Origin of the sequence: Jatrophihabitans telluris (assembly GCF_023516435.1) — a bacterium.
Taxonomy (GTDB): Bacteria; Actinomycetota; Actinomycetes; order Mycobacteriales; family Jatrophihabitantaceae; genus Jatrophihabitans_A; species Jatrophihabitans_A telluris.
The window spans coordinates 298359-323830 of sequence record NZ_CP097332.1; the positions used below are offsets into that span (position 1 = coordinate 298359).

A 25472-nucleotide genomic window follows, 5' to 3' on the forward strand; every position below is an offset into this window, starting at 1 on the left:
GACCCGCCGCAGACCATGCGGCGGGTCGCTCCCGAATGTTCGGACACCGGCACGACCGGTAGCTTTGGCCAATGTTGTACCGAGCTACCGAACTCATCGGCTACCCAGCGGTGCGGGCGTACTTCCGCCCCGAGGTGACCGGCGCCGAGCGCGTCCCGAGGGCGGGTGCGGTGATCATCGCCGCGAACCATCTCTCGGCCTCGGATGAGGTCTTCACCCCCGTCGCCGCACGACGTCAGGTCGCCTACTTCGCCAAGGCGGAGTACTTCAACCAGCCCGGTTTGCGCGGCCGGTTCGTGGCTCGGGCGTTTCGCGAATTCGGCCATGTTCCGGTGGACCGGTCGGACACCCATGCGGCCGCCTCGACCATCAAGACCGGCGTCGAACTGCTCGGCGAGGGCAAGGCCCTGGGCATCTATCCCGAAGGCACCCGATCGCCGGACGGCCACCTGCACAAGTTCCGTACCGGGGTGGCCAGGCTGGCCCTCAGATCGGGAGCGCCGGTGATACCAGTGGGCATCGTCGGCACCGACCGGGTGCTCATCCCGGGCGACCGCCGCTGGCACCGGCAACCCATCGCCGTGCATTTCGGTGAGCCGCTGGACTTCTCCGGACGGGCCGAGGACGAGCGGTCTTCCCCGATTTTGCGGGAGGTAACCGAAGCGGTCCGGGCCGCGATCCAGACCCTGTCGGGTCAGCATTACGTCGACAGCTACGCCAGCTCGGCCAAGCCCGGCGACTGAGACAGCGGTGCCTGGGACGGCGACTGAGACGGCGCTGCTTGGACGGCACGGCGGTCAGCTCGACTTGCGCCAGTTGACCTTGACGACGTGATCGTTCTCCTTCACCGGCTCGGACAGCGCCGCTCCGCCGGTGCCTGTCATCGTGATGAGCGATGCGGCGCCGATGTTGTCGACGTGGAGGCTGCCGCCGGCGATGCACTCGTCGAAGTAGCACGCCGCGTAGTCGGTGAGGCTGGCCACCGATCCGTTCACCGAAGGGCGCTCGACGATCCATTCGGCGACGTTGCCGGTGAGTGTCGTCCCGCTGGGCGCTGTGATGTCGAAGCGAGTGCCGACACCGGAGGACTGATTGCTGAAGGTGACCGTCGCGTGCGACGTGGAGTCGGCGCAGATCAGGCAGTACATCACGTCCCCCGGTGACACGGGCAAATTCCCGATGCGGACCTCGCCGGCGGGGTACCACTCCCACCAGGCGTAGACCTGGGTCGACCTGAAGATCCAGAGCTTGGTGACCTCCGTTTCGGTTCCGGCCTGCAGCACGTCCGGCGAGCCCCAGCCGTCGATGCCCACCCACTCCGAGGCGTAGTAGGAGCCGTCGTCGACGGTGTTGGGACTCGGGACGGTCCATTGGCCGCCCACGAAGCGGTAGGGCTTGTCAGCCGGGGAGAAGACCGCGGCGCCGGACCAGTTCGTCGAGGTCGCGTTGGACACGACGGCCTGCTCGGCGGCGGCGGTCGCCCCAGTGGCTGCCGCGGCGCCCCGGCGCTTCGGTGCCGGTTCCTGCCGCATCGGACCGTGACTGATGTGTTCCCGATGCTCGAACTCAGGCGTGATCCAGACCTTGGTCCGGCCCATCGCCCGCTCCCACAGCTCGCGTAGCTGCGGCTCCTTGTTCGCGTCCGGCCGGCGCGGCAGTCGCTGGGCGGCCAGCTGTCGTGCGGACGCCGTCATCGGATCGAAGGTGTCGGGCAGCGGCCCGAAGCCGCGAACCTGAAAACCTTTGGCGGTCAGGGTCTGTGGCACCGGAGTCGAGCGCTCGGCGGCGCGCGCCTTCGACGACTGGCGGGTTCGGGCGGGTGTGCGGTTCGCGGCCATGATTGCCTCATCCTCGGGTTCAGGGAAGTGCTGCCGTGATCGAGGAGGCCGGGAAAGGCGGGGCGATACCTGTTCGGGCCGACGCGCATGTGAGTCGCATGTGCTGTTAGCTGGCGGATCTAACCACTGTTACTCTGAAGGCTCGCTGCTGGTTTCCGTCCGGAGTCTGCTCATGAATGCTGTTGCCCTGTTCGTCGCGGTGTTCCTCGCGTGCACCGTCGAGGCCGTCGAAGCGACGACGATCGTCCTGGCCGCCGGGACGGCGCGCGACTGGCGCTCGGCGCTCAACGGTGTCGTCGCCGGGCTGGTGGTCCTCGCCGGAGTCGTCCTGGCGCTGGGCCCTGCGGTGTCTCACATTCCGATCGGCGCCCTCCGGCTGTTCGTCGGTGGTCTGCTGCTCGTCTTCGGGCTGCAATGGCTGCGAAAGGCCATCCTGCGGGCCAGCGGCTACAAGGACCTGCACGACGAGGCCCTCATCTACCAGCGTGAGCTGCAAGCGGCGCAGGCCGCCCCCCGTGAACACCGCGCCGGCATCGCGGACTGGTACGCGTTCACGCTGTCGTTCAAGGGTGTCGTGCTGGAAGGCCTGGAGGTCGCCTTCATCGTGTTGACGTTCGGAAGCAATCAGCACAACGTGCCGCTGGCCTCCGTGGCCGCCTTGTCGGCTGTCGTCGTCGTCGCCGGGGCGGGCTTTGCGGCCCGAGCGCCGCTGGCCCGCGTTCCCGAGAACACCATGAAGTTCGCCGTGGGAACGATGCTGACCGGCTTCGGCACGTTCTGGGGCGCCGAAGGTGCTGGTGCCGGTTGGCCCGGGTCCGATGCCGCCCTGCTCTGGCTTGTCCCCGCGATTGCGGCTCTCGCCCTCGGCATCGTCGCGGTGCTCCGGCGTACCCGGGCCGCCCAGGCTGCCGCGCCCCTGACCAACCGAGTGGAGGCCGTTCGATGAAGCGCATTCGCGCGTTCGTATGGTTCTGGTACGACTTCATCATCGGCGACGATTGGCTCGTCGCCGCCGGGGTGGTGGCTGCGCTGGTGGCGACGTACGCCGTCTCGCGGACCAGCGTGCCGGCGTGGTGGATCGTTCCGGTGGCGGTGGTGATCCTGCTGCCGCTCAGCCTCTGGCGCGCGAGCAGGCCCCGTTCGGACTAGCGGTCAGTGGCCTTCCGGCTCCTCGGCGTAGACCCGGTTGGCGTAGCGCTCCAGGGCCTGCTCGCACTCGTGCACGGCCCGCGCGGCGGCGGCCCGTCCGGAAGAGCCGAGGACGTCACGGGCCCGGACTTTGGCCAGCCAATTGACCAGCTTGGTGTGGTCGACCTCGTTCTCTTCCAGCTCGGCGAAGCTGAAGTGTTGCGCGGCGAATTCCTTGTCGATACCGGCCAGAAAGTCCTGGCACTTGTCGAGGATCTCCTCGTACTCGTCATCGCGGGCGGCCTGGAAGGCAGCCGTTGCCTCAGCCTGTCCGGCGAGCATCGTGCTGCGCAGCAACAGCGCGGTTCCGGACATGTCGAGAATGTCGTGCCGCAGTTTCAACAGAGCCCGCTCGGAGGCCTGGCTGAACGGCAGCGCGGCGGCGGAGTTCTGCAGGTAGATCGCCCCGAGGCCCTTGAGCCGGCGCCACACTGTCGCCCGCAACCTCGTCGGTTCCGAAGGAATCTTGTATACGAGCACCAGCCACTCCGCCGGTGAGGTTGCGCTCGTGCCGGCGTCGGCCGCGGTCTCTTGCGTCACCGGCTCAGTATGCCTAGGGCGGCATCGGGGCGGACCCCGATGCCGGCCCAGGCATAGTCCAGGGTTGAACCAGGGACGATCCCCCATGTGCCGAGCGGCCGTCCCGACGATGCTTGAGCCATCGAAGCCAGTGCGGCATCGGGAGCCACAAGCTCCACATCGAAGGGAAAGAAAATGGGTTCCATCCACGACCTGTTCCGCCGGCAGGGCCTGACTCGCCAACGCGAGGGCCGCATTCTCGGTGGGGTGTTTGCCGGGCTCGGCCGGCGGATCGGTCTCGAGCCGTGGCCCGCTCGCCTGCTGTTCATCCTGCTGCTGCTGGTGTTGCCCGGCACGCAGCTGCTGATCTACCCGGTCCTCTGGCTGCTCATGCCATTGGACGAGAGCCCGAAGACCATGCCCGCCGGACCGGCGCCCGCGTGGCCCGCGCCGTGATCGGTGGCAGTCCCCGGAGCCGGAATCGGGTCCGGGGACTGCCCTTCGTGATCGACGCCGGCTCCGTCGGGCCGGCGCGGCAGCTCAGTGCCGTGGCCGGTGTCGTCGGCGCGGCGGGCGAACTGTCCGAGACACATCGCGGACTCAGCTCCGCTGGGTGACTCGGATGTTGTTGCCGGACGGGTCACGGAAGGCCGAGTCCTTGCCGTAAGGCTGTTGTTCGGGCTTCTGGACGAAGTCGACGCCACGGCTGGACAGCTCCTCGTAGTCCTTGTCGAGGTTGTCGCTGGTGAGGAAGACGGTTCCGGCGAAACCCTTCGCCATCAGCTCGTGAACCTGCTTGTTGGTCTCGGCGTCCATGATCGGCGGTCCCGGGATGGCCATGAGCACGATCGAGAGGTCCGGCTGGTGCGAGGGTCCGACGGCGAGCCAGCGGAAGTTGCCCATCTCCGGAACGGTGACGTCCTCACGGACCTCCATGCCGACCTTCTTGGTGTAGAACTCGAGCGCGTCGTCCTGGTCATGGACCCAGAGCTGCACGTAGCTGACGTTGATCATGTCTTCCTCCATTTGGCGCGATGACTTGCGGTAGGAGAAGACTATTCAGCGCCCGATCCCGGCGTCTTCTCGAAACGTGCGGTTCTGCGGACGGCCGTATGCGCGCAGCACGCAGGCCGGAATGAGCGCCTGGTCGGCCGCCGGCGGAAACGAGGCCCGATACTGGGCCGGCGATTGCTGATGGATTCGAGTGAAGCTGGTCGTGAACGAGCCCAGGCTCTCCCAGCCGACGGCGAAGCAGATGTCGACGATGCTCATGTCGGTGGCCCGCAGCAGGCTCGCGGCCCGTTCCAGGCGCCGGGTCAGCATGTAGGCGTGCGGTGATTCCCCGAAAGCGCGGCGGAATTCGCGGCTGAAGTGTGCTTTGGACAGTCCCGCGGCGCAGGCCATGTCCTCGACCGTCAGGGGCTCGAAGTAGCGGCCGTCGACCAGGTCCTTGGCGCGGACCAGTTGCCGCGCGATCGGAAGCCTGCCCATGCGCAGAGTATGCCGAACGCGGCAACCGCCCAGCTACCAACGGTCACGCGTGACGCGCCCGGATCCGGTGAGATCACGCCGGGCTCCGCGGGGCCCGCTCGGCCGCCTGGGCAATGGCGTCGCGGACGTCGTCGGCGCGGCTGGGCCGTCCCGTCCAGCTGACGAGATTCCTTTGCACGGCCCAGGCCTGCGTGCTCTTCCGGCGATTGTTGCTGAACCAGGCGATCACGACGCCGCGGTGGTCGGGGCCGACCCGGGGCCGGACGAGCTCGAGGCGAACGGTGATCGAGCGGAACGGGTTGACCACGGTCACCGTAGTGGCGGTCAGGATGATCCGCGGCCGGAACGCCAACAGCCACGGGCCACCGACAGCCGACACCACCGCAGCGACACTGAATGCGAATCCGGCCACGCCGGCTGCATGCGAGCCGGCCTTGCCCGTTGCGGTGGCGGTAGCGGAGGCGGCTAGGAGCAGCCCGAGGCCGGTGGAGGCGATTCTGGCGCCTAGACTCGTTCTCCAGACGACCTGATCTGCCACGTCGACCAGTCTGCGTGAAGATCATCAAGAATCCGGGAGTGAGTGTCATATGACCCGGCATGTCGCTCGCGCTGGTCGTTTGGATCCCTACGGACTGTCCGAGGGCTGGGACGACGTGGCGGGCCGTCCGGTCCGGACCCTCAGCTCGGGGTCGTCCGGCGACCAGCCTGAGGTCGTCTTCCTGCCGGGACTCGGGGCGCCGGGTTACCTCGCCCCCTGGGCCCACCAGACCGCGCGCTGGACCCGGGCGACCATCGTCGACCTGCCCGGCTGGCGGGGCGGGCGTGCCCGGTCCTGCCCGCCGACTCTGGACGGCGTCGCCGGGGCGCTGGCCGGATGGCTGAGCGCCACCGAGCGCCGCGGCGTGATCCTCATCGGCCACTCGACCGGGGCGCAGGCCGCGCTGAGAGCGGCCTTGCTCGCCCCGGAACGGTTGGCCGGTCTGGTCCTGGCCGGGCCCACTTTCGACCCGGACTGTCGCCGCGTCGGTGCGTTGCTGCGGCGCACGGCCGCCACCCTGATCCACGAGATGCCGAGCGAGGCGCTGGCGGTGACGCCGTCCTACGTCCGCAGCGGAATCGTGGGTTTGCTGCGGTTCCTGCGCGACGGGCTGGGCGATCGGCCTGAGGACGCCGTTGGATCGGTGCCGGTGCCCCTGTTCGTGATGACCGGTCAACGGGACGGTTTCGCTCCGCCGCAGTGGGCCCAACTGCTGGCCCGCCGGGCGAGCTCCGACGTGCGGATCCTGCCTGGCGCGCACAACTTCTGTTTCCCGCATCCGGACCTGGCCGACGCGGCCGTGCGGGAATTCCTCACGCGGCGCCCTGCTCAGGATGTTTCGGTGGCGCCTGCCGGGGCGGAGGTCCTGCCGACGTTGCCCCCGAATCCGAACTCGTTGCCGTCCGGGTCCCGGTAGGTCACCTTGCGCACGCCGTTTGAGTAGTCCTGCTGGTCCGCGGCCTCCAGACCCCGGCCGGAGATTGCCGTGGTCCAACCGGTGAGATCGGTGACGAACAGCGTGTGCATCGCGTGGCCGGCATCTCCGGGCCGCGTTTCGATGTAGACGTAGCGGTGTTCGGCGATCTCCCAGACCGCCTCGCGGTCATTGGGGAAAAAGCTCGGCGCTGCCCCGAACAGGAGCTCGTACCAGGCCATCGCGCGCGGGTAGTCGCTGACGGCGATGCCGGCGAAGAGGTCGACAGACATCACTAGACGGTATCGTCCAGCGCGGGCAAATGGGCGGGTGGAAGACCCCGGGCCGTGCCCTGCTCAGAGGTCGCGGATACCCATCAGCGAACGGACCCCGAGGTCGCGTCTGAGCCGGCTGTCCTGTAGCGCGTCGACGATGACCGCCGCTCCGCACCACACCGCTTGCGCCGCGCCGACGATGGCCCTGACCGCCTGCGCCTGCCCTCCGGTGTCGATCCAGTCATCGACGAAGAGCACGCGCTGGCCGGCGAGCAGGTGGTCCCGGCGAGCCCCGAGAAGCAGCGTGCGGTCCTGATAGTCAGGGGGAGTGAAGGCAGTCAGCCACCGGTCGCTGTCTGCGGACCGAGCGGGGTCCTTGCGAACTTCGACCAGCCCCAACCCGAGATGGCCGGCGACCAGCGCGCCGAGCAGGGAGCCGCGAGACTCCGGCCCCAGCACCACGGTCGGCGCGGAATGAGGATGCAACGAGGCGAGCGCTGGTCCGAGACGGGCCAGGATGCTGCCGTCGGCCCACCATCCGGTCGGGTCGGCGAGATATCGTCCGTCGGTTCTGTCTCCACGCCACCGGAAGGCACCGCGGAGATCGTTTGCAAGCCGGGCAGCGTGATCTGGTTGCGGCCGCGGTCCCCTTCCTTGTCCGGTCACGTCCACACCCTTTCATCCGCGCGAGCAATGGGTCATCTGGACATGGCATTCTCTGCCGCGGACCTGCCTGGGGCACGTGTCTCGCTGCCTGACCCCCGTGCTGGGTCGCAACGCCTGACCGCCTGCGCCTGCCCGGGTGCCGTCGGTCCTTCTCGGGCAGACTGGTGCATGTGGTGGAAACCGAGGGTCTGAAGAGCGCTCGGACGCAACCGTCCACGGCCCGCTCCGCCCGCCCGGTCCGTCGGGTGCGGGCCAACCGATTCGTCAGCGGCGCGGTCCGGTGGCTGCGGCGGCTGCTCATCACCGGACTCGTTCTGCTGGCCGTACTCACTGTGGCTGCTGTGGTCTACAACCGAGCCAGCGACGACAGCCTTTCCGTACCGCCCCTCGACGCTCACGGCCACTACGTGAGGACCGGCACCCTGACCACCCACTACGAGCAGTGGGGGACGGCCGGATCGCCGATCGTTCTCGTGCACGGATTCCTGGAGTCGGGCTCGACGTGGGCGGCGACGGCAGCGCTACTGGGCCGCGGTCATCGCGTTTACGCCCTCGATATAAGGGGTTATGGCTACACCGAGCGGGTCGGGCCGTACACGCTGGACTCCGACACCGCCCAGCTGGTGGCGTTCCTGGCCGCGCTGCACCTCGATGCCCGCGACAACGCCCGTCCCATGCTGGTCGGACACTCCAGCGGCGCGGCCATCGTCGGCAACCTCGCCCGGCTGCATCCCGCGCTCGCCTCCCAGGTGGTCTTCATGGATGGCGACGGAACGCCGTATGGGGTGGGTCCCGCTTGGGTGCACCGCCTCATCGTGGATCCGTACGCCACCGCGGCGATCCGGCTGGTGACCCGCAGCTCGGGCATCGCGGCGCGCGCCTACCGCGGGACCTGCGGCCCCGGCTGCCCTCCGTTCGACGCCGAACAGTGGCTTCGACCGTTTCGGGTACCCCATGCGGTGAAGGGGTTGAAGGCCATTCTCAGCCGGCAGTTGATCGGCCTCACCTATCAGCAGGAGGCGGCGATCACGGTGCCGGCCGCGGTCATGTACGGCACTGCCGACAGCGAAATGACCTCGGCCCAGGCTGCTCAGACCGCGACGCGTCTGCACACCAAGAGGATCGTCGCCCTGGTCGGCGCGCACCACCTGGGCATGATCTCCGATCCGGCGCTGGTCGCGGCGCGCCTCAGCGACCTGGCCGCCAACGTCGGCTGATACCGGATCACGCAATGCTGCCGAGGAAGGTGAGGTACACCGTCGCGGCCACCAGCAACGTCCCGATGGCGAGGAGCGCCTTGCCGCGCAACTCGCGGGCGCTGAGCGCGACCGCCAACGGAAAGAGGGAGATGCCGTACCGGGGGGCCGTGGGGACGTACTGCTTGGTCACGAGATAGATCGCCACGACGAGTACGACAGGGCCCAAGGCAAGTGCCGCAATGGTCGCCGTGGCGAGCTCATCGGTGCGCAGCTCATCCGAACGACGACGCGAAAGGGCATTGTGCAGCAGCGAATAGCCGACGAACGCCCACACCAGGAAGAACGGTCCCGCACTGCCCAGGGGCGAGAAGAACCGGCCGGTCGAACCGATCACCCAGTCGACGTCGAAGCTGGAGGCGTTGAACGTCGACAGCGCGCTTGAGCTCGCGTAGCCGACGTGGTGGCGATAGCTCACCCACAGCAGCGAGGTGATCGCAAGCGCCCCGATCATGGTGGCCGCGGCCGCTACCTGACGGCCACGAGACTGGGTGCGGGGGATAGCCGGTGGGGCCACGCTGCGCGGCGCAGTCGTCGATTCGCTCTCGATCGGTACCGTCGCGGTTGCCACCGGGGACGTGGACAGCGCCTGCGTTGCTGATTCGTTCCGGGGCGATCCGTCCGCGAGCGGGGCGGCGACAGCCGGGCCGGCGGGTGCCAGATCAGGTGCCGATCCGCCGCCGGCTTCGGCACGGTCGTCGCCGTGAGTGGTAGAGACGGCGCTGGCGTGGCGGCGTCCGAGCGCCAGCAGCAGGAAGCACAGCCCGCCGAGCAGGGCGACGTTGATGTCGGACAGCTTGAACAGCGAGGCCGTGCATCCGCCGACCGCCAGCAGCCACAGTCCCCGGCCGGTCTTGAGCCAGTGCACCACGGTCAGGGACACGAATCCACCGACGAACAGGTCAGCGGCGTGCGGCGTGACGTGCACCCACTGGCTGGTCAGCCCGTTCGTTCCCCAGCAGGCACCGGTCATCAGCAGCGAGGCGATGCGGGTCGCGCCGAGTGCCCGGCACAACAACCAGACCGTCGTGAGCCCGGCGCCCGCCCAGACGATGCCGACCAGGCGGATCGAATCGATAAAGTCCCGGTTCAGGCCGGTGTGTCGGACCTCGTTCGCGACGACGGCCGTGGCCCAGTAGTAGGTCGGCGGGTCGATGCTGGCGGTGTTGCGGGTGGACGGACCGTGCAGCGGTTCCGCGCAGGCGACCTTGTTGGGCCGGATGTAGGGCGGAATTCCACGGCACGCCTTGTCCCGAAGGGTGATCGTGTCGAGGTAGTCGCCGTCCCGTACGACATGTTCGCCCCGTGCGATCTTGTGGAAGTAGTCGACGTAGACGAGTTCGTCGACCGGGCTCAGGCCCTTGTGGTCGCGCACGCTCAGGATGACCAGCGGAGCCGTGGCGGCCGAGAAGATGATGAACAGCGCCACGACGCGGGCGAGGCCGAACAAGGCGCGACGCACCCACGACAGATCGACTCTCATGCCTCGGCTGAGTCCGTCCGTGCGTGGCCGTCGGGCAACCCCTGGGACGTGACCGCCTCGTTGAGGGCGATAACCCTTGCCAGACTGGCGAATCGGCGCTCGATATCCCGGAAGTGGAAATAGAACCCCATGCTGGTCGCCGCGAACACGATCACCAGAAGGTAGAGCACGAGGTCTGTGCCTCTGGTCACCCCGACGAGCTCCGCGGCCTCCTGGGCGATACCCGGCTGGACGATCGACAGGATCGCCAGCACGCACAGCAACAGGCCGAGCAGTCGGGCACCGGCACGCAGCCCGACCCGGTAACGATTTCGGAAGCCCCAGACGACGGCGATGACGGAGACGATGAGCAGGACCTGAATCAGATTCATCGTCGCCGCCCCTTCAGAACCTGATGCAGCCAGACGTCGGTCGCGATGTTCACGGAGTTGATGGAGCGCTGGCCCTTGGCCCGGGAGTAGTCGGTGTACCGAACGGTGACCGGGTATTCGGCGAAGGCCAAGCCGCTTCGCTTGATGATGCCGAGAAGTTCGCTGGCGTAGGCCATGTCGTTCATCTGCAGATCAACGGTCGCTGCGAAGCGGCGGCTGAAGACGCGAAGGCCGTTGTGTGCGTCGGTGAGCTTGATACCGGTGGACAGGCGCTCGAACGCGCGACCCAGGCGAAGCAGCACACCACGCGATCGTGGCATGTCCTGTGCTGAACCGAGAAATCGAGATCCGATGAGGATGTCCACCTCAGTGGAACGGATGTGGTCGACCATGGCCGCTGCGTCCTCGGCTCGATGCTGGCCATCGCCGTCGAAACACACGACGTAGGCCGCGCCGTGGTCGAGCAGGGCGAATTCCAGACCGGTCTGCAGCGCGGCCCCGCCGCCGAGGTTGACGGGATGGCGGACCACCATTGCCCCCGCGGCCAGCATTTCGGCCGCCGACTCGTCGGTGCTGCCGTCGTCCACCCCGATCACGTTCGGGAAGTGGCCCCGCAATTCCTCGATGACCCCGCGGACCACGGACGCCTCGTTGAAGCAGCGGACGATCACCCAGACATCGAGGTTGTCCGTGCCACGCTCCGGCACTATCTGGTCCTTTCTCCGAGTCACCTGTGCAACGACAGCTTGAAGGTACGGCACCCGCAGGTACCGGCGGATTCGCTTAGGGCGGCATCTTTCACACGGTTTGATTGGGATTTCGTGTGAGTGTTCTCAGTCCGGCCTTCGTGTGAGGGGGCAGTGCGGGCGGGACGGTCCGCGTACCCTACCTTCGTGCCGCCTAGCGAAAGTGCCGACCCCGCCGGCAGCCGGGTCTACGGCCGCTGGCTCGCACGTCCCGCGTCGGTGCTGCCCAACGGCGCGCTGTCGGTGGGTGCCGGGCTGGCCCTGCTCGGCGTCACTTCCTATGTGTTTCTTATCGTTCCGGCGAGGCGCCTGAGCCCGATCGCGTTCGCCCAGCTCGGAGTCGTCTGGACCGCGTTGTTCACCCTGGGACCGGGGTTGTTCCTCACCCTTGAGCAGTCACTGGCCCAGCGGATCGCGGGCGGGGAGCCGGTGGGCGCGACCGTCCGCAGAGCGGCCGGGTTCGCGGCCGTGCTCGTGGGTCTGCTGCTCGCCACGGTGCTCGCTTGCTACCCGGTGATTTCCGCGCGTTTGGTCAACGGCAACGTGCCACTGCTCATCGCCACGGTCACCGCGTGCAGCATGCTGGCCCTGGTGCACTTGTCGCGCGGATTGCTGGCGGGTCTGGGCATGTTCGACGCCTACGGCCTGCAGTTGGGCGTTGACGGCGCGGTGCGGGCCGCGGGGGCGACGCTGCTGGCGGCTGGCGGCGTGACGTCGGTGACGGCCTACGCCTGGGTGTTGAGCGGGTCGCAGGTGACCGCGGTGGTCATCTCCTGTCTGCGCGCCCGAAGTCGGTGGCAGGGCTCCAGTCCAAGCAGGCAGCCGGTGGCCAGCTGGCGCGACTTCGGTCGGGGAGCCGGCTGGCTGCTGGCGGGCACCCTCGCGGCACAGGTCCTGGTCAACGCCGGCACGGTCGTCGTGAAGGCCTTCGCCGACCCGCAGGATCCATCGGCCGGTCATTTCCTGACCGCCGTCGTGCTCACCCGGCTTCCGCTGTTCCTGTTCGCGGCCATCCAGGCGTCGTTACTCCCGGGCTTCGTGCGGGGGCTGGCCAACGGCGAATTCCAGCGGGTGGCCAGGAGCCTGCGCCAACTCCTCGTGGCGATCCTCGCTCTTGGTGTGAGCGCGTCCCTGGTCCTGTTGGTCGCCGGTCCCCAGCTCAACCGGGCCATCTTCGGCCCGTCGTTCGCGGTCTCGCGGCAGCTCCTTGTCGCACTGTCGGCCGCGGCCACCCTGTACATGCTCGCGGCCAGTCTCAGCCAAGTTCTGCTCGCGTTGGAGAGCCAGCCCCGGATCGCCGCGGGCTGGTTCGCCGGAACCACGGTGTCTTTTCTCGCGCTGCTGCTGCCGGGAACGCTCGAGCAGCGGGTCAGCGTCGCCTTCCTGCTCGGCACGCTGGCCAGCGCGGCGATCTTCGCCGTCGAGGCGCGGCGTGGCCTGCACCGTGCGCCGGCTGTCGCGGCCCGATCGGCGGGCGGCGCGTGAGGGTCTCGGTCATCGTGCTGGCGTGGGGGGTCGAGCCCTACCTCCAGGCTTGCGTGTCCTCCGTGCTCGCGTCGCACGGCGTCGAACTGGAGTTAGTCGTCGTCGACAACGGCTCCCCCGCCGTGGCCGGCCTTCCGCCGTCCTCGCGGGTCCGGATCGTCACCGCGCCGCGCAACCTCGGCTTCGCCGGCGGCGTCAATCTCGGCGTCGCGCACGCGACCGGCGAGTGCCTGGTCCTGCTCAACTCGGACGCGATCATCCGGTCCGATTCGATCGAACGACTGGTCGACGGCCTCACCGACTTCGACGTCGTCTCCGGTGGAATCCGGATCGCCGACCGCCCGCAGTTGATGAACAGCGCCGGCAACCCGGTGCACTTCATGGGTCTGGTCTGGGCGGGGGGCCACGAAACGCCTGCGTCCCTTTTCCCGGACCGGCGTGCGGTGGCCTCGGCCAGCGGTGCGTTTCTGGCTGTCCGCCGGACGGATTGGGACGCGCTGGGGGGATTCCCAGCGGACTACTTCGCCTACCACGAGGACACCGAACTCAGCCTGCGCGCCTGGCTGACCGGCCGACGGGTGGGATTCGTCCCGGACGCGATCGCGGCCCATCACTACGAGTTCTCCCGCAATCCCGCCAAGATGTATCTGCTGCAACGCAACCGATGGCTGACCGTGCTGACCACGTTCCCGACGAAGGTGCTGTGGGCGGCGTTGCCGATGATGGTGCTGTTCGAGTTCGCCCTCGCCGGGCTCTCGCTGGCGCAGGGCTGGTTCCGGGGCTGGCTGCGCGCCTGGCTGTCCTTGTTCGGTCAGCTCGGCCGGATCAGGTCACGCCGGCGAGAATGCCAGGCGCAGGCTGTCGTTCCCGACGCGATGTTCGCCGGGCTGCTCACCACCGCCATCGATCCGGCGATGATTCCACTGCCCGCCGGAACCTCGCTCGTGAACCGGATCTTCGCAGCCTATTGGCGGGTCGCGCTGCGGTTGACCGGCGTGTGAGAGGGTGCGACCAGAGTGGACCCACTGATGGCGCATCGACGTGCACGACGGAGGATGAGATGACCGAGCAGCACGAACCCACCTCGGGTCACGACTACGCCGCGCGGCTGCAGCGGCTCGAAGGCGCTCGGTGGCGTCAGGTCCTGAATGTGCAGGCACCGTATCGCTGGAACATCCGCCGCCTCGAACTCGGCCGCACGCTGGACGTCGGATGTGGGCTGGGCCGAAACCTGGCCCACCTCGGTGGTAACGGCGTCGGCGTCGACCACAACGCCGAGGCCATCGGCGTCGCCCGCTCGAAGGGGCTGCAGGCCTATACGTCGGAGGAGTTCGCGAAGAGCCCGGCGGCCGTGCCCGGGTCCTTCGATTCGATCCTGCTGGCCCACGTCGTGGAGCACATGAGCTTCGAGGATGCGGTCGGTCTGGTGGGTGAGTACCTGCCCTACCTTCGCCCATCCGGATCCGTCTGTTTCATCACGCCGCAGGAGCGGGGGTATGCCACCGACAGCACCCACGTCCGCTTCGTCGACTTCGACAAGCTCGGCGAACTCTGCGCCGCCCTGGAGCTGAGTCCCTACCGGCACTATTCCTTCCCGTTCCCCCGGCCGGTGGGAAAGGTCTTTCCCTACAACGAGTTCGTGCTCGTCGCCAGGTCCTAGGACCGATCGGACTATCGAAGGATTCCGGTGTGGCCGAGAGAATAGCGCCCGGGAATCGGCCAGACTGCGAGGCCGTGCGGCCCTGCCCCGACCCGGATCTTCGCCAGTAGCGCTCCGTTGCGGGTACTGATTGCGTACACGACGTCGTCGTAACGTCCGGACAGCCAGAGGATCTTGCCGTCGGCGGAGACGTTGCCCATGTCGGGACTGCCGCCGCCGGGCAGTCGCCACAGGGCCTGCGGTTTGCGGGTCGACAGGTCGATGACGGAGATGCTGCCCTCGTCGCGGTTGGTCACGAACATTCGTTTGGAATCCCGGGAGATGTAGAGCCCGTGCGCGCCGTGTCCGGTGTGCTGGAATCCCTCGACCCGGAAGGACGAAGCGTTGATGAGGTAGATGCCGTTGGCCATCATGTCGGCGACGTAGAAGACCTTGCCGTCGGGGGCAAGCTTGATGTCCTGGGGCATGCCGTGAATCGCCTGATTCAACGGGATCGACTTGAGCAGGCGATGGCTGGCTACGTCGACCACGATCAGCTTGTTGCTGAACTCGCAGCTGGCCAGCAGCTTCCTGCCGTCGGCGGTGAAATCCATATGGTCGATGCCGGTGCAGGACGGGATCGACACGACGTCGTGCAAGGTCCAGTTACGCCAGTTGTAGAAGGCCAGTCGCGTGTAGGCCTCCTGCACTGCGATCGCGTACGCGCCGTTGGGTGTGTAGTACATGTTGTACACATCGTCGATGGGGATCGCCTTGCCCGGGCGCCCGGTTCTCGGGTCGATCGGAGTGATACCTCCCGCGCCGGGCCGATCCGCGGTGACGTAGAGGGTCTTGAGGTCATAGGACGGGACGACGTGCTGCGGTTCCTGCCCGCCGTAGAAGGTCGCGACGACCTTCAGGGTGTGCTGGTCGATCACGGAGACGTCGTTGCTGTTGGTGTTCGGCACGTAGACGTAGGCGGGATCCTTCGCGATCCTCGGACTGATCATCCCCGGACGGTCGGCGGCATAGACGTCGGTGGGGGACAACAACCTTGGCATGCCGGCCAGGCCGCCGGAGCCCGTGTCGGACGAAATGCCGCTGCCCGTGCCGGTGCCGGTGCCGGTGCCGGTGGGCGAGGGCGAACCGTGCCGGGCGGATCCCGCGCCGGCCGCGGCGGTGGATACTGACCCGGCCCCGTGCCGTGACGTCATCGTGCAGCCGGCGAGGGCAACGCACCCGGCGGCTACGGCGAGCCCAACCCGGATCGATGGCGCCGACCGGCGGGTCATCCGGCCAGCAATCGGCTGGCCGTCACGGGACGAAGCCCCCTGGCGGAGAGGTCGCGCAGGATCGCGGGCATCGCGGCAACCGTTCCAGGATGACCGAAATGCAGGCTGACAATCGATCCTGCCCGAGCCTGGGCCACGTTGGCTCGCACGGCGGCGGCACCGGGATCGGTGTAGTCCAGCGAATCGACGTCGTAGGACAGGCACGTTCGGTACCCCGCGGCGCCCGCGAGACCGAGGACATCGCGGGAGGCGTGCTGGGTTTGCGACGGCCGGAACAGTAGCCCGCCGGAGCCGACCAGCGATCGCAGCACGTCACGGCACCGGATGATCTCCGACCGAGCGGTCGCTGGATCGAGGCTGTTGATGTCGAGGTGCTGGAAGGTGTGATTGCCCAGCTCGTGGCCGGCGGCGGCGATCTCGCGGGCGACCGCTGGATTGCCGGACAGCCAGGTGCCGACGCCCATGACGGTGACGTGGACCCGAGCAGCGGCGAAGACTCCGAGCAGTTGTCGGGCGATAGCCGGATCGCCGGCGCCGTGGAAGGTCAGCGCGATCTGGTTCGTGCTCCGCGGCCCGTGGGTAATTTCGACGGCGGGTACGCCGGCCGCCGGAACCGGTGCCCGGCTGGGTATCGGCGTTGGCATCGCTCGGCTCGACGTTGCCAGCGAGGACGGCAGCGACCTCGACGTGGACGTCGTAGTGGCAGAACTGCCTGCGCCACCGGGCGAAAGCCCGGTTGTCGTTGTCGGTCCAGTGCCGTTGCGTACGGCGCGTCCACATGCTGCAGCTGACGCTCCCAGGGCCACCCCCAGACCGAGGAGCGCCCGTCGGCTCACGATCACGTACGGAAGCATCCCACGAAGCGGCGACCGGCAAGGTATGAGCCCGCAAGGTATGTCGACGTCCGGTACGAGGATGTCCGGAGCCGAGCTCCTCGCCGCGATCAGCCGCCGGCGGTGGAGTGGGGCGCGGCGTCGCGGTACCTGCCTGCGTCGAGGTCGTCGACGAGACCGGGATGTGCTGGGACCCAGCCCAGGAGCTCCCGCGTCCGGATACTCGACGCGGCCGAGTCCATACCGAAGAATCCGCCGATCCAGCCGAAGTGTTCGGCCGCACGGTCCGCGGCGACGGACTGGGCCGGGACACCCAGTGAACGCCCGATGGCCTCGGCGATGTCACGAGTGGCGATCCCCTCCTCATCGACCGCGTGCAACACCGAGCCGGCGGGGGCGGAGTCCACCGCGAGCTGGACAAGCGTGGCGGCGTCGAGTCGGTGGACGGCGGGCCAGCGGTTGCTGCCGTCGCCGATGTAGCCCGCGATCCCGGTGCGCCTGGCCAGTTCGACGAGCGTGGCGACGAAGCCTTGATCTCCGGGGCCGTGGACCGTCGGTGCGAAGCGGACCACAGCGGTCCGCACGCGGCGCTCGGCCAGTGACAGCACGAGTTCGCCGGTCGCAATCCGGGGATGGATCGTGGGATCGGGCATATCGCTTTCGGTTGCGGGATGGCCGCCACCGCCGATGCCGAGTACCCCCGAGGCCACGACGAGCGGGCCGCCCGTACCGGCCAGGACCTCGCCGAAGAGCTGGACCGCCCGTCGGTCGATCCGGGCTGCTTCGGCCATCTGTGAGAAGTCGTGGTGGTAGCCCAGGTGCACGACGCCGTCGGCCCCCGCTGCCGCCGCTCGCAGCGAGTCGAGATCGTCCAGGCTGCCTCGATGGACCGCGGCGCCCAACCCGGCGACGGTCTCCGCGGCGCGATCGGATCGGGCCAGGCCGATCACTTCGTGGCCGGCGGCGAGCAAGTCGGGAACGACAGCCGAGCCGATCCAACCGGAAGCTCCGGTCACGAAGATGCGCATAGCAGTACCCCTAGTCCGGACGGTCCGTGGACCGTCGTGCAGTGATGTCACTTGATGACATCAGCCTACACTGTCATGACAGACTGTGTCATCACTAGACTGCGAGCATGGGACGCTGGCAGCCGGATGCTCGTGGTCGCCTCGGTAAAGCGGCGATCGAGCTGTACGACGAGCGCGGCTACGAACAGACCACGGTCGCGGAAATCGCGGAGCGGGCCGGCCTGACCGCTCGCACGTTCTTTCGCTACTTCACCGACAAGCGGGAAGTCCTGTTCGCCGGGTCTGACGCCCTGGGCGCGGAGTTGGTCCGCGTCGTCGACGCCGCGCCCGCCACCGACGATGCGCTGACCGTGGTGGCTGCCGCGCTGACCAGGGTGGCTGTGCTCATCGGCGACGATCACGCATTCTCCGCACGTCGACAGGCGATCATCTCCGCGAATTCCGACCTGCGGGGGCGTGAGTTGACCAAGCTCGCATCGTGGTCGCGCACCCTTTCCGACGGGTTGCGCCGCCGAGGCGTCCAGGAGCCCGCCGCCAGCCTGGCGGCAGAAACCGGCGTGGTCGTGTTCCGGGTGGCCTTCGATCAATGGCTGGCAGGTCCGGCCCGGGCGCAGCTGACCGAGAGCGTGTACGAGTCGTTCGCCCAGTTGCGGGCGGTCTTGGGCGCAGGGACAGCGCGCGCCGATCAGTGACTCGGTCGATGACCGCCGACGGTTGAGCTTCCGGCGTCAGCCGCTACGAGCCCATCGGGGTCATCTGTGGCATGGTGCTCGAGGTCGGCACCGTCATGGCCGGGATCGCCCCCGGCGCGGTCAACATGAGAATGCCCAGCACCAACAAGACGGTTGTCGTTGCGTAGGTGGCGATCCGGCGCCAGGGCAGCGTCTTCTCGAGGGCGATCAAGCCGGCGACCACGGCCATCCAGACGATGCTCATGATGCCGAGCGCGAACAACGCGGCCATCAGCGCCCAGCAGCATCCAACGCACCAGGCTCCGTTCTTCAGCCCCATCCGGAACGCGCCCGGCAGGCCGTCCCGCCACGAACCGAGGAGAAACCCCAAGGGGCTTCGACACTTGCCGAGACAGACGTCCTTGAGTGGCGTGAGTTCGTAGAGCGCCGCAACGAGGATGGTGCCGCCGGCCACCCATTGGCCACCACGGTCCCAGACGAAGAAGTCCCCTCGCTCGCGGGAGGCGATTGCTCCAAATACAAAGGCGAATGCGCCCGCGGCCGTCCAGGTCACCAGGTAGCCGCCGGCGAAGATGAGCGGAGACAGCGGGGACCGTTGCCGGGTCATGCGGGAGTACAGGGCGATAGTGGGTGCCACGGACGGAAACATCATCGCCGCCATCATCACCACCCAGACCAGCAGGAACCAGCTCAGCCCACCGAGACTGGTCCACGGCCCGGCATCCATGCCGCGCATCTGCCGGGCGGTCCACCACCAACCGGCTACGGCGATGGCGAGCAGTAACGCGACCAGGCCCAGTCGAACCCGTGCCGCGGCGAAGGCAGAGCGAACCTCAACGCCATCGGCCACGCGGGTAGTCATCGTCGACGGCGTCGAGATCAGGCCGACCAGGCGAACTCTGCTGTCGAGAGCCCGGTCTTGGCCTCGTATTCGACCCCGAAGGCGTTGATGCGGGAGCGGCGCGCCTCGGCCATCGTGAGGTCGGATCCCACCGGATGGAACATCCCGTCGAAGCGAACCGGCCGACCGGTCTCGACTCCGAACGGCACGATGTCCTCGATCTCGAAGTCCATGACGTCGCCGACGCGGACGCTGTGCCGGAGCCCGTCGTCGGCGAACTCGATGCTCGCCCGCTCGACGCCGAGCATCTGGCCGACCAAGGGTGCCAGTGCCGCCATCGGACCACCGAGCTGGCCGCCAAAAACCTGCACCAGCTTGTCGAACTGCTCATCGCTGGCCCCGTCGTCGACGTAGACCCCCAGGCGCCAGTTGCCCTCGGTCATCACCTTGGGAGTGTCCGCTATCGCGACGACTTTGCGGCCGGCGATGTCGGTGCCGTCAACGTCACCTTCGCGGATGTTGAACGCGAGCGTGACCCGGCAGAAGTCATAGGTCGCGCCGTGATCCAGTGAGAGATTGCAGGGACACATGAGTTCGCAGGAACAGGTCTCTACGTAACTACCACGCAAATGCCACGACATGGGGGCCTCCCGGGGTTGGCCCCAGTGTCCAACCGAACTGGTGCATCGTCAATCACGTTGCGGCGGAAAGAGCCATGGTCTGCCGGTTCTCATCGCACCTTTTCCGGTCGTGCCGGATAAATCCGACGCGCGACCGACAGACAGACACCCTTGCGTACCCGACTCGACGCGTCGAGAATTTCGGCTGTGACGGCCGTCCGTTCGTCGCGGGTGATTTCCGACAACGCCTTGCGGGCGCGAAGCCATCGCTGGGCGTTGGACCTTCTGGGCGCATCCGCGTCGGCGCCTGGCCGTGAGGAATTCCTCCGTATCGTGATGCCAGGCCTGCACGATCTGTTGCAGTGTGACGAGGTCGGCTTCGCTGACGTGTCTGCCAGCGATTACCGCATTGTGTCGACGTGTGGATATCCCACGCCGATGAGCGATGTTCCCCAGGCGGCGCGATTGTGGCTGGCTCGGCCGCGCGACCATCCGTGGTTGGATCACCTGGCGCGGCACCGCGATCCGCACGCCGCCCGGCTCACCGATCTGATGCCCCGGGTCGATTTCACCCGTTCTCTCTATTACGTCGAGTTCTACCGACCTCGCAGATTACGCTTCGCCGACTTTGCCACTATCTCAACGGCCAACCATCGGCTGGTGGGCATTTCCCTCGGACGAGAACTGCGCGACTTCGGTCCGCGGGAGCACGAGCTTTTCGAACAACTCCGCCGACCGCTGGGCGGCATCTGGCGGGGGCTCGGTGATGGCGATGTGACCAGCCAGCTCGCTGCGTTGGCGGCCTGGGGCACGTCGCACGACGTGGCACTCACCCCCGCCGAGCTGCGGGTCGTCGGCCTGCTGCTCACCGGGCGGTCCAATCGCGCGATCGCGGCGGAATTGCATGTCTCTACCAAGGCGGTGGAACAGCACCTCACACGCGTGTACCGCCGTTTCCATGTGGACACCAGGATCCAACTCGCCCTTCTGCTGAAAGACGCTTCCTCCGCCGACGAGAGACCTGGCCAGGCGTCCCAATGACCCTGGGGATTTCCCTATATTCGACGTCGGCCGACCGCGCCTACACTGCCAGAATCAGACTGCTGGCCCGTCCGGCGGAGGCCGTCATGCGACTACGCATAGAGATGTTCCTGACCGCCGTTGCTTGTTTGCTCGCGGTTCTCACGGCCGCCGTCCCGGATTGGATCGAGGCCGCGTGGGGTGTCGACCCCGACGGGGGAAACGGCGCCGTCGAATGGCTGTTCGTCATCGCGTTCGGGGCCCTGGCGGTGGTGGCGGCGGTACTGAGCCGTCGGGAATGGCTCCGCACGCGGGCCGTAGGTCGCTAGCGACGTCCGAAGGGCGGCAGTTCTATGTCCATGACCTGGTCCCTGTACAACCGGCTCGGTATTCACGATGACCTCCAGAGCGGATCACGAGGGTGGACCGCCGGGCATGCCAACGACGTGCTCGAGGTCAATCCGGTCAACCTCCTCGTTGGTGCCGAGACCGGTGGGGTGTGGCTGTTGACGTCCGGCATCGGTCTGTCGCTGAGTCTGGATTGGCAGCAGAGCAATGTCCATTCGCTGGCGCACCTCGAGCAGTCGCAGCACTACTTCGCCGGCGGCTCAGGGGGCGACCCGAACGTGGGCAGCCTCTATGAGACGGACATCAGCCAGGACGTGCCGTTGTGGTCGCCGTGGCACGAAGTAGCTCTCCCACAAGGGATCGGCGGCGTCAACCGCATCGCCATCAGCGTCGCGCAACATGCGATCCTGCTCGCGACCACGACCGGGCTGTGGTGGTCTCGACTGCCGTTCGAGGCCTCGGACACCTATTCGTGGCAGCAGGCCTCCGGGCCGGTGAGCGGACTCGACGTCCAGGCCGTCGACATCGCCGCCGACGGCACCGTCCTGTGCTCGGCGAACAACGCGCTCTTCTGGGGGGCGTTCTCGACCCGCACGCCGGATCTCCTCACCCACGCGGCGACCGTCACCGAGCCGCCGGCTCCCAACGAGTTCGCCTTTCTGTGCCTGGCCTGCGCTCCCTCCCGTCCGATGCGGGCCTACGCTGGGGCGTCCCACTTCGATCCGGCCGATGGCGCCGGGGGACGGGGCACGGTGACCGCGGTGCTGCGGACCGACGACGGGGGCCGCACCTGGCAGCGCCAGGCCGCCCGGACGATGGCGGGATTCCTCACCGATCACAGCCAGAACGGCTACACCGGCGCCGTCGCCGTCCACCCGACAGACCCGGACACCGTCTGTTTCGGTTGGACCCTGGGACCGTGGACCTCCACCGACGGCGGTCGCACGTTCACCCTGTATCCCGGAATCCACCCGGACAAGCACAGCTATCGCTACAGTTCCGCCGGCCTTCTCGAAGCCAGCGATGGCGGCGTCGGGCGCTCGCTGGGTGAGGACCTGACGAGCTGGGACGGTTCGTTCAACCGCGGCTTGGCAAATCTGCAGTTCTATTCGACTTCCGGTCGTTACCAGGTATGGGGCGACTTCGGTATCAGCCCGACGGTGCCGGGCCTGATCGGCGGCGGCCTGCAAGACAACGGTGATGTGTACTGCGTGCGGTTCCCGAATGGATCATCGACACCGTGGCGCGTGGCAAGCTCTATCGGCCTGACTGATGGACAGACCCTCACCTTCCCGGCCACGACGACCGATGCCGTCGTCAGCTACGGGACCAACTACCGAAGCACCTGGAACGCCGACCAGCGCTCTCTCGACACCGCGGCCGCCGCCATTCCGATCGGGCAACCGCACGGTGGCGTGACCTCCAACGGGGCTGCTTTGCTCTCTGGACAACAGGCGTCCGTGTCGCATCCCGACTACCGAAACCATTCCGGGGAGACATTGGTTGCGGTTGCCGCCGACTGGGGGGACGGCTCCGCGCCGCACATGGGCGACATCTACGGGCTGTTCGCCACGATGCCCTTAGACAATCCGCACTGGGACTACCTCGGGCATATCCCGCTGCCGTCGGGTTCGGTGATCTCCGCGTTGGCCTCCCTCGACGGTCACCGTGTCTATGCGGGTGCGCGGGGTACATCCATCGTCTGGATGCTCGACACGGCTACCGGCGTGACCACACCCGCAGCTGGATTTCCTGCGGGAAGCGATTGGCTCAGCTACATCGCGGCGATCGCGGTCGCCCACGACTCCGATGGAAACCGCGAGCTGTACGCCGCACGGTCGACTCGATCGTCGGGGGCGGTCTATTCCTCGCCGGACGGCGTCACTTGGACGCAGCTCACCGGGCCGACGGACCCCGGTGTTGAAATCGTCGGACTGGTCGCCGACCCGACGACCAGTCCGGCGACCGTCTACGTCGCCGGCGTTTCCAGCGTCTGGGCGATCGACGTGCCGACCTCGACCTGGACCGAGGTTCGTGACGGTCTTCCCCGCGACCCGCACTGCGCGAGTCTCCGGCTCGAGGCGCGCCCGTCCGGCGAGGGCTTCTTGCATCTGTCCACGTACGGATGGTCGACGTGGTTCGCGCGGATCCACGACAACCCCGACGCGATGGTTCGCGACGATGTCGCCCGCTGGCTGAGTTCCCAAGGCCACCGCGACCGCGCCTCGTGGGTACTGAGCAATCTGCCGCCCACATTCGACCCGGCAGACTTCAAGAACGAACTCGATTTCCTGGGCGTCGAGTCTCGCCTGGGAAAGGCGCGGCTGGGAAAGTAGCGGATCTGCACGCGCCCTCGGACTCCCTCGCTCTGGCCCGAACCCGCCACCGTTGCGTTCCAGACGACCCGTTACACCTACGACGTCCGTGGCGCGATGTTGTCGATGACCGACCAGGCGGGCAACCTCTGGTCCTGGGTCACTGACCTACGGCTATGACGCCGTGGACCGTAAGACCTCAGAGTCCCAAACCACCGGCGGCGGTACCGCTAAACTCGCAGCGTGGTCCTACGACAGTCTGGCCAAGGGACAACTCGACACCGCCACCCCTACACGTCCTCGGTGTTCTACAACCCCGACGGCAGCATCGCCAACCAGATCGAAGTCTCCGGCGGCGCCTTGTCGCAGTTGCCGACCCTCGCGGGAGAACAGCTGCACTTCCGCTACACGGCGGTCGGGGGTTTGCTCGCGCTGAATGCGGGGGCCTCGTCGTATGTGGCGCGGGCGCAGTACACCGGCTTAGGTCACCTGGCTCAGTACACCCAAGGCTATGGAACATTGATCAACGTGATTTCTCGGCTACAGGCGACGTATGGGGGTTGAGTCGCATAGCGTCGGCAAGCACGGAGTCCAGGTCGAGTTTCTGCTTGCTGACGGCGAAGACCCTGACGGCGTTGACAACACCGACGCCGTTATCAAGATGCCGGACGGCAGGCGTTGGGGTGCAACCCTGATCACGGTCCGCGAGGTTGAGCGAATTCTGGCGCGGTGGAGATCGTCCGGGGAGTCAGCTGGCGGGCTCTACCTCCGCGTGCCGGACCTCATCCTGATGAGTGGTCCAGGCATCGAGCAGATGGTGGCCGCCATCGCCGACCTTGTGGAAAACGACCAGCAATTCGGCCTGACGCCGTTGGACTCAGCTGGCGGTGCCGAGGGCGGCGCGGATGCGGGCGTTGGCGAGTAGGCCGTCGAGGATGCGGGTGAGGGCTGCGCGGTCGGCGTCCTCGAGCGCGCCGAGGTCGGTGAGCCGATCGGCGAGCGGGTCGGTCGGTGCCTTGAAAGCTCGCCGCGGCGCGCCGTCGATGAGTAGGTAGTCGGTGGCTGGTGAGAACTTTCTTTACTGGTTCAAGAGCAGCCGCCCACGGCGGCTGCCAACCAGACCGGCTCCGCGTGGTCCGCTGACGCTCCCCACGCTCCACCGGCCCGGACACAAGGCCGCCTCAGCAAAGCAGCAGCCGTCCACCCGTCCTTGTCCTAGCCGCCCCGTCACCGAACCAGAGCTCAGCGGGTCGCAACGGCCACCGGCCCGCTGCCGCTGCCACACTGATCGACGTGACCAGCACCAAAAGCGAGCAGCTAGAAAAGCCGTCGGGGCTGGCCCGTCGACTGCTCGCGCTCCTCGTCGGGCTACTCACGACCATCGCCCTAATCACGTTCGGTGCACCAGGCGCAGCGGCCCAGAACGCCGTCGGGCCTCATCCTCAGAATTTGATCTTGACTATCGGGGTCCAGACCGTCGCAGCCCCGGAAGGCGTTGGGCTGCACACCCTCCAACTACGACCAATCGTGTCAGCTACCGGTGTTGCCGCAGAAACCGCGGCCGATGCCGGAGGATTCAGCAATAGCGCGCTGGAGTCTTCAGCGAATGCGATCGATCGCAACGGCTTGACAAGGGCTGGCCGTGCGCTCCAGAAGCATGGCGATCGCCCAGGCAGCGTCTTCCCGAGGTCCGTTGGAAGCGCAGAGGCACGAAACGCGCAGGGTCTGGGCCAGGTCAACGCGATACTCAACGACCCGAACAGGACGGTCGATGTGCTCGACAAGGTGATCAACATCTACGGCTCGAACGGGGCTGGCGTCCGCTACTCGGTCGGCGGCGACTTCATGGGATTCCTGGAGCCATAGACGTGGACGGTTACAAGCTGACGCTCGCGAGCGATGTCTTGGAGCGCGACGGGCTGGGGCTCGAGCTTTACAGCCCCGACGGAACGCTCATCGCTGAGGTATTTCGTGACGACGACTCCGGAGTTCGGACGTTCAACAGCTTTATGCCGCTGAACATCCGCCCAGAAGTGCTCACCTGGTTTCTCGATCAGGCTGCCCAGAGGCTCTGA

At 67.4% G+C, this 25472-nt stretch carries 32 protein-coding genes; 17 read left to right on the forward strand and 15 right to left on the reverse strand.

Annotation, left to right across the window (positions count from 1 at the left end; translation table 11 throughout):
• Nucleotides 1-71 precede the first annotated feature (71 nt).
• Nucleotides 72-743, forward strand: coding sequence for a lysophospholipid acyltransferase family protein (locus M6D93_RS01390; RefSeq protein ID WP_249772380.1), 672 nt, complete (start codon nt 72-74; stop codon nt 741-743).
• A gap of 54 nt (nt 744-797) precedes the next feature.
• On the opposite strand, the gene M6D93_RS01395 is transcribed toward M6D93_RS01390, so the two are convergent.
• Nucleotides 798-1838 (reverse strand): G1 family glutamic endopeptidase, encoded by a 1041-nt coding sequence (locus M6D93_RS01395; protein WP_249772381.1) that lies wholly within the window; start codon nt 1836-1838, stop codon nt 798-800.
• A gap of 172 nt (nt 1839-2010) precedes the next feature.
• Here M6D93_RS01395 and M6D93_RS01400 point away from each other — a divergent pair, with 172 nt between their 5' ends.
• Nucleotides 2011-2784, forward strand: a complete 774-nt coding sequence (locus M6D93_RS01400) for a COG4280 domain-containing protein (RefSeq protein ID WP_249772382.1) — start codon at nt 2011-2013, stop codon at nt 2782-2784.
• Complete coding sequence (locus M6D93_RS01405; RefSeq protein ID WP_249772383.1) at nt 2781-2987, forward strand: hypothetical protein; 207 nt, start codon at nt 2781-2783, stop codon at nt 2985-2987. The genes M6D93_RS01400 and M6D93_RS01405 overlap by 4 nt, the downstream gene beginning before the upstream one ends.
• A 3-nt stretch (nt 2988-2990) precedes the next feature.
• On the opposite strand, the gene M6D93_RS01410 is transcribed toward M6D93_RS01405, so the two are convergent.
• Complete coding sequence (locus M6D93_RS01410; protein ID WP_249772384.1) at nt 2991-3566, reverse strand: Chromate resistance protein ChrB; 576 nt, start codon at nt 3564-3566, stop codon at nt 2991-2993.
• A 174-nt stretch (nt 3567-3740) separates the two neighbouring features.
• On the opposite strand from M6D93_RS01410, the gene M6D93_RS01415 reads away from it, so the two are divergent.
• A complete protein-coding gene (locus M6D93_RS01415; RefSeq protein ID WP_249772385.1) occupies nt 3741-4001 on the forward strand; it encodes a PspC domain-containing protein in 261 nt (86 codons plus the stop codon).
• A 144-nt stretch (nt 4002-4145) separates the two neighbouring features.
• On the opposite strand, the gene M6D93_RS01420 is transcribed toward M6D93_RS01415, so the two are convergent.
• The 3 genes from M6D93_RS01420 to M6D93_RS01430 form a co-directional block, all read right to left on the reverse strand.
• Nucleotides 4146-4559, reverse strand: coding sequence for a VOC family protein (locus M6D93_RS01420; protein ID WP_249772386.1), 414 nt, complete (start codon nt 4557-4559; stop codon nt 4146-4148).
• 45 nt (nt 4560-4604) lie between these two features.
• Nucleotides 4605-5036, reverse strand: coding sequence for a helix-turn-helix transcriptional regulator (locus M6D93_RS01425; RefSeq protein ID WP_249772387.1), 432 nt, complete (start codon nt 5034-5036; stop codon nt 4605-4607).
• Between the two features lie 73 nt (nt 5037-5109).
• Nucleotides 5110-5574 (reverse strand): hypothetical protein, encoded by a 465-nt coding sequence (locus M6D93_RS01430; RefSeq protein ID WP_249772388.1) that lies wholly within the window; start codon nt 5572-5574, stop codon nt 5110-5112.
• Between the two features lie 49 nt (nt 5575-5623).
• Between M6D93_RS01430 and M6D93_RS01435 the strand changes: the two genes are divergently transcribed.
• The gene (locus tag M6D93_RS01435; protein WP_249772389.1) at nt 5624-6490 is read left to right on the forward strand and encodes an alpha/beta fold hydrolase; all 867 of its coding nucleotides are present in this window, start codon (nt 5624-5626) and stop codon (nt 6488-6490) included.
• Here the strand turns inward: M6D93_RS01435 and M6D93_RS01440 are convergent.
• Complete coding sequence (locus M6D93_RS01440; protein WP_249772390.1) at nt 6403-6780, reverse strand: VOC family protein; 378 nt, start codon at nt 6778-6780, stop codon at nt 6403-6405. The two genes, M6D93_RS01435 and M6D93_RS01440, sit on opposite strands and share 88 nt — an antisense overlap.
• Before the next feature lie 63 nt (nt 6781-6843).
• Entirely contained in the window at nt 6844-7248 is a 405-nt protein-coding gene (locus M6D93_RS01445) for a phosphoribosyltransferase family protein (protein WP_249772391.1), read from the reverse strand.
• 350 nt (nt 7249-7598) lie between these two features.
• On the opposite strand from M6D93_RS01445, the gene M6D93_RS01450 reads away from it, so the two are divergent.
• Nucleotides 7599-8645: an alpha/beta fold hydrolase gene (locus M6D93_RS01450; protein WP_249772392.1), complete on the forward strand. Its 1047-nt coding sequence runs from the start codon at nt 7599-7601 to the stop codon at nt 8643-8645.
• Nucleotides 8646-8652: 7 nt separating this feature from the next.
• Here M6D93_RS01450 and M6D93_RS01455 read toward each other — a convergent pair whose 3' ends face one another.
• From M6D93_RS01455 to M6D93_RS01465, 3 genes are read right to left on the reverse strand one after another with little or no spacing between them, the layout of a single operon-like run.
• Nucleotides 8653-10167: a hypothetical protein gene (locus M6D93_RS01455; RefSeq protein ID WP_249772393.1), complete on the reverse strand. Its 1515-nt coding sequence runs from the start codon at nt 10165-10167 to the stop codon at nt 8653-8655.
• Nucleotides 10164-10538, reverse strand: coding sequence for a DUF2304 domain-containing protein (locus M6D93_RS01460; protein WP_249772394.1), 375 nt, complete (start codon nt 10536-10538; stop codon nt 10164-10166). The genes M6D93_RS01455 and M6D93_RS01460 overlap by 4 nt, the downstream gene beginning before the upstream one ends.
• Complete coding sequence (locus tag M6D93_RS01465) at nt 10535-11245, reverse strand: glycosyltransferase family 2 protein (RefSeq protein ID WP_249772395.1); 711 nt, start codon at nt 11243-11245, stop codon at nt 10535-10537. The genes M6D93_RS01460 and M6D93_RS01465 overlap by 4 nt, the downstream gene beginning before the upstream one ends.
• A 186-nt stretch (nt 11246-11431) precedes the next feature.
• On the opposite strand from M6D93_RS01465, the gene M6D93_RS01470 reads away from it, so the two are divergent.
• From M6D93_RS01470 to M6D93_RS01480, 3 genes are read left to right on the forward strand one after another with little or no spacing between them, the layout of a single operon-like run.
• Nucleotides 11432-12769 (forward strand): MATE family efflux transporter, encoded by a 1338-nt coding sequence (locus M6D93_RS01470; protein WP_249772396.1) that lies wholly within the window; start codon nt 11432-11434, stop codon nt 12767-12769.
• Nucleotides 12766-13770 carry a glycosyltransferase family 2 protein gene (locus tag M6D93_RS01475; protein ID WP_249772397.1) on the forward strand — a complete coding sequence of 335 codons (1005 nt, stop codon included), beginning with the start codon at nt 12766-12768 and terminating at the stop codon, nt 13768-13770. Before M6D93_RS01470 ends, M6D93_RS01475 begins: the two co-directional genes overlap by 4 nt.
• A 59-nt stretch (nt 13771-13829) precedes the next feature.
• On the forward strand, nt 13830-14429 hold the full coding sequence (locus tag M6D93_RS01480; RefSeq protein ID WP_249772398.1) for a class I SAM-dependent methyltransferase: 600 nt from the start codon (nt 13830-13832) through the stop codon (nt 14427-14429).
• A gap of 11 nt (nt 14430-14440) precedes the next feature.
• Here the strand turns inward: M6D93_RS01480 and M6D93_RS01485 are convergent, their stop codons facing one another.
• The 3 genes from M6D93_RS01485 to M6D93_RS01495 form a co-directional block, all read right to left on the reverse strand.
• Nucleotides 14441-15700 (reverse strand): YncE family protein, encoded by a 1260-nt coding sequence (locus M6D93_RS01485; RefSeq protein ID WP_249772399.1) that lies wholly within the window; start codon nt 15698-15700, stop codon nt 14441-14443.
• A complete protein-coding gene (locus M6D93_RS01490) occupies nt 15697-16344 on the reverse strand; it encodes a polysaccharide deacetylase family protein (protein WP_249772400.1) in 648 nt (215 codons plus the stop codon). Before M6D93_RS01490 ends, M6D93_RS01485 begins: the two co-directional genes overlap by 4 nt.
• Nucleotides 16345-16643: 299 nt before the next feature.
• A complete protein-coding gene (locus tag M6D93_RS01495) occupies nt 16644-17561 on the reverse strand; it encodes an SDR family oxidoreductase (RefSeq protein ID WP_249772401.1) in 918 nt (305 codons plus the stop codon).
• Between the two features lie 107 nt (nt 17562-17668).
• Here M6D93_RS01495 and M6D93_RS01500 point away from each other — a divergent pair, with 107 nt between their 5' ends.
• Nucleotides 17669-18253 (forward strand): TetR family transcriptional regulator, encoded by a 585-nt coding sequence (locus M6D93_RS01500; protein WP_249772402.1) that lies wholly within the window; start codon nt 17669-17671, stop codon nt 18251-18253.
• A 43-nt stretch (nt 18254-18296) separates the two neighbouring features.
• On the opposite strand, the gene M6D93_RS01505 is transcribed toward M6D93_RS01500, so the two are convergent.
• Complete coding sequence (locus M6D93_RS01505; protein WP_249772403.1) at nt 18297-19115, reverse strand: DUF2182 domain-containing protein; 819 nt, start codon at nt 19113-19115, stop codon at nt 18297-18299.
• Between the two features lie 17 nt (nt 19116-19132).
• On the reverse strand, nt 19133-19735 hold the full coding sequence (locus M6D93_RS01510; RefSeq protein WP_249772404.1) for a DUF1326 domain-containing protein: 603 nt from the start codon (nt 19733-19735) through the stop codon (nt 19133-19135).
• A gap of 186 nt (nt 19736-19921) precedes the next feature.
• Between M6D93_RS01510 and M6D93_RS01515 the strand changes: the two genes are divergently transcribed.
• The 7 genes from M6D93_RS01515 (at nt 19922) to M6D93_RS01545 (ending at nt 25472) form a co-directional block, all read left to right on the forward strand.
• Nucleotides 19922-20755: a helix-turn-helix transcriptional regulator gene (locus tag M6D93_RS01515; RefSeq protein WP_249772405.1), complete on the forward strand. Its 834-nt coding sequence runs from the start codon at nt 19922-19924 to the stop codon at nt 20753-20755.
• An 86-nt stretch (nt 20756-20841) separates the two neighbouring features.
• On the forward strand, nt 20842-21063 hold the full coding sequence (locus tag M6D93_RS01520) for a hypothetical protein (protein WP_249772406.1): 222 nt from the start codon (nt 20842-20844) through the stop codon (nt 21061-21063).
• A gap of 30 nt (nt 21064-21093) precedes the next feature.
• Entirely contained in the window at nt 21094-23418 is a 2325-nt protein-coding gene (locus M6D93_RS01525; RefSeq protein WP_249772407.1) for a hypothetical protein, read from the forward strand.
• 282 nt (nt 23419-23700) lie between these two features.
• A complete protein-coding gene (locus tag M6D93_RS01530) occupies nt 23701-23961 on the forward strand; it encodes a hypothetical protein (protein WP_249772408.1) in 261 nt (86 codons plus the stop codon).
• Nucleotides 23951-24322 carry a hypothetical protein gene (locus M6D93_RS01535; RefSeq protein ID WP_249772409.1) on the forward strand — a complete coding sequence of 124 codons (372 nt, stop codon included), beginning with the start codon at nt 23951-23953 and terminating at the stop codon, nt 24320-24322. Before M6D93_RS01530 ends, M6D93_RS01535 begins: the two co-directional genes overlap by 11 nt.
• A gap of 368 nt (nt 24323-24690) precedes the next feature.
• On the forward strand, nt 24691-25263 hold the full coding sequence (locus tag M6D93_RS01540; protein ID WP_249772410.1) for a hypothetical protein: 573 nt from the start codon (nt 24691-24693) through the stop codon (nt 25261-25263).
• Nucleotides 25264-25265: 2 nt separating this feature from the next.
• Complete coding sequence (locus tag M6D93_RS01545; protein WP_249772411.1) at nt 25266-25472, forward strand: hypothetical protein; 207 nt, start codon at nt 25266-25268, stop codon at nt 25470-25472.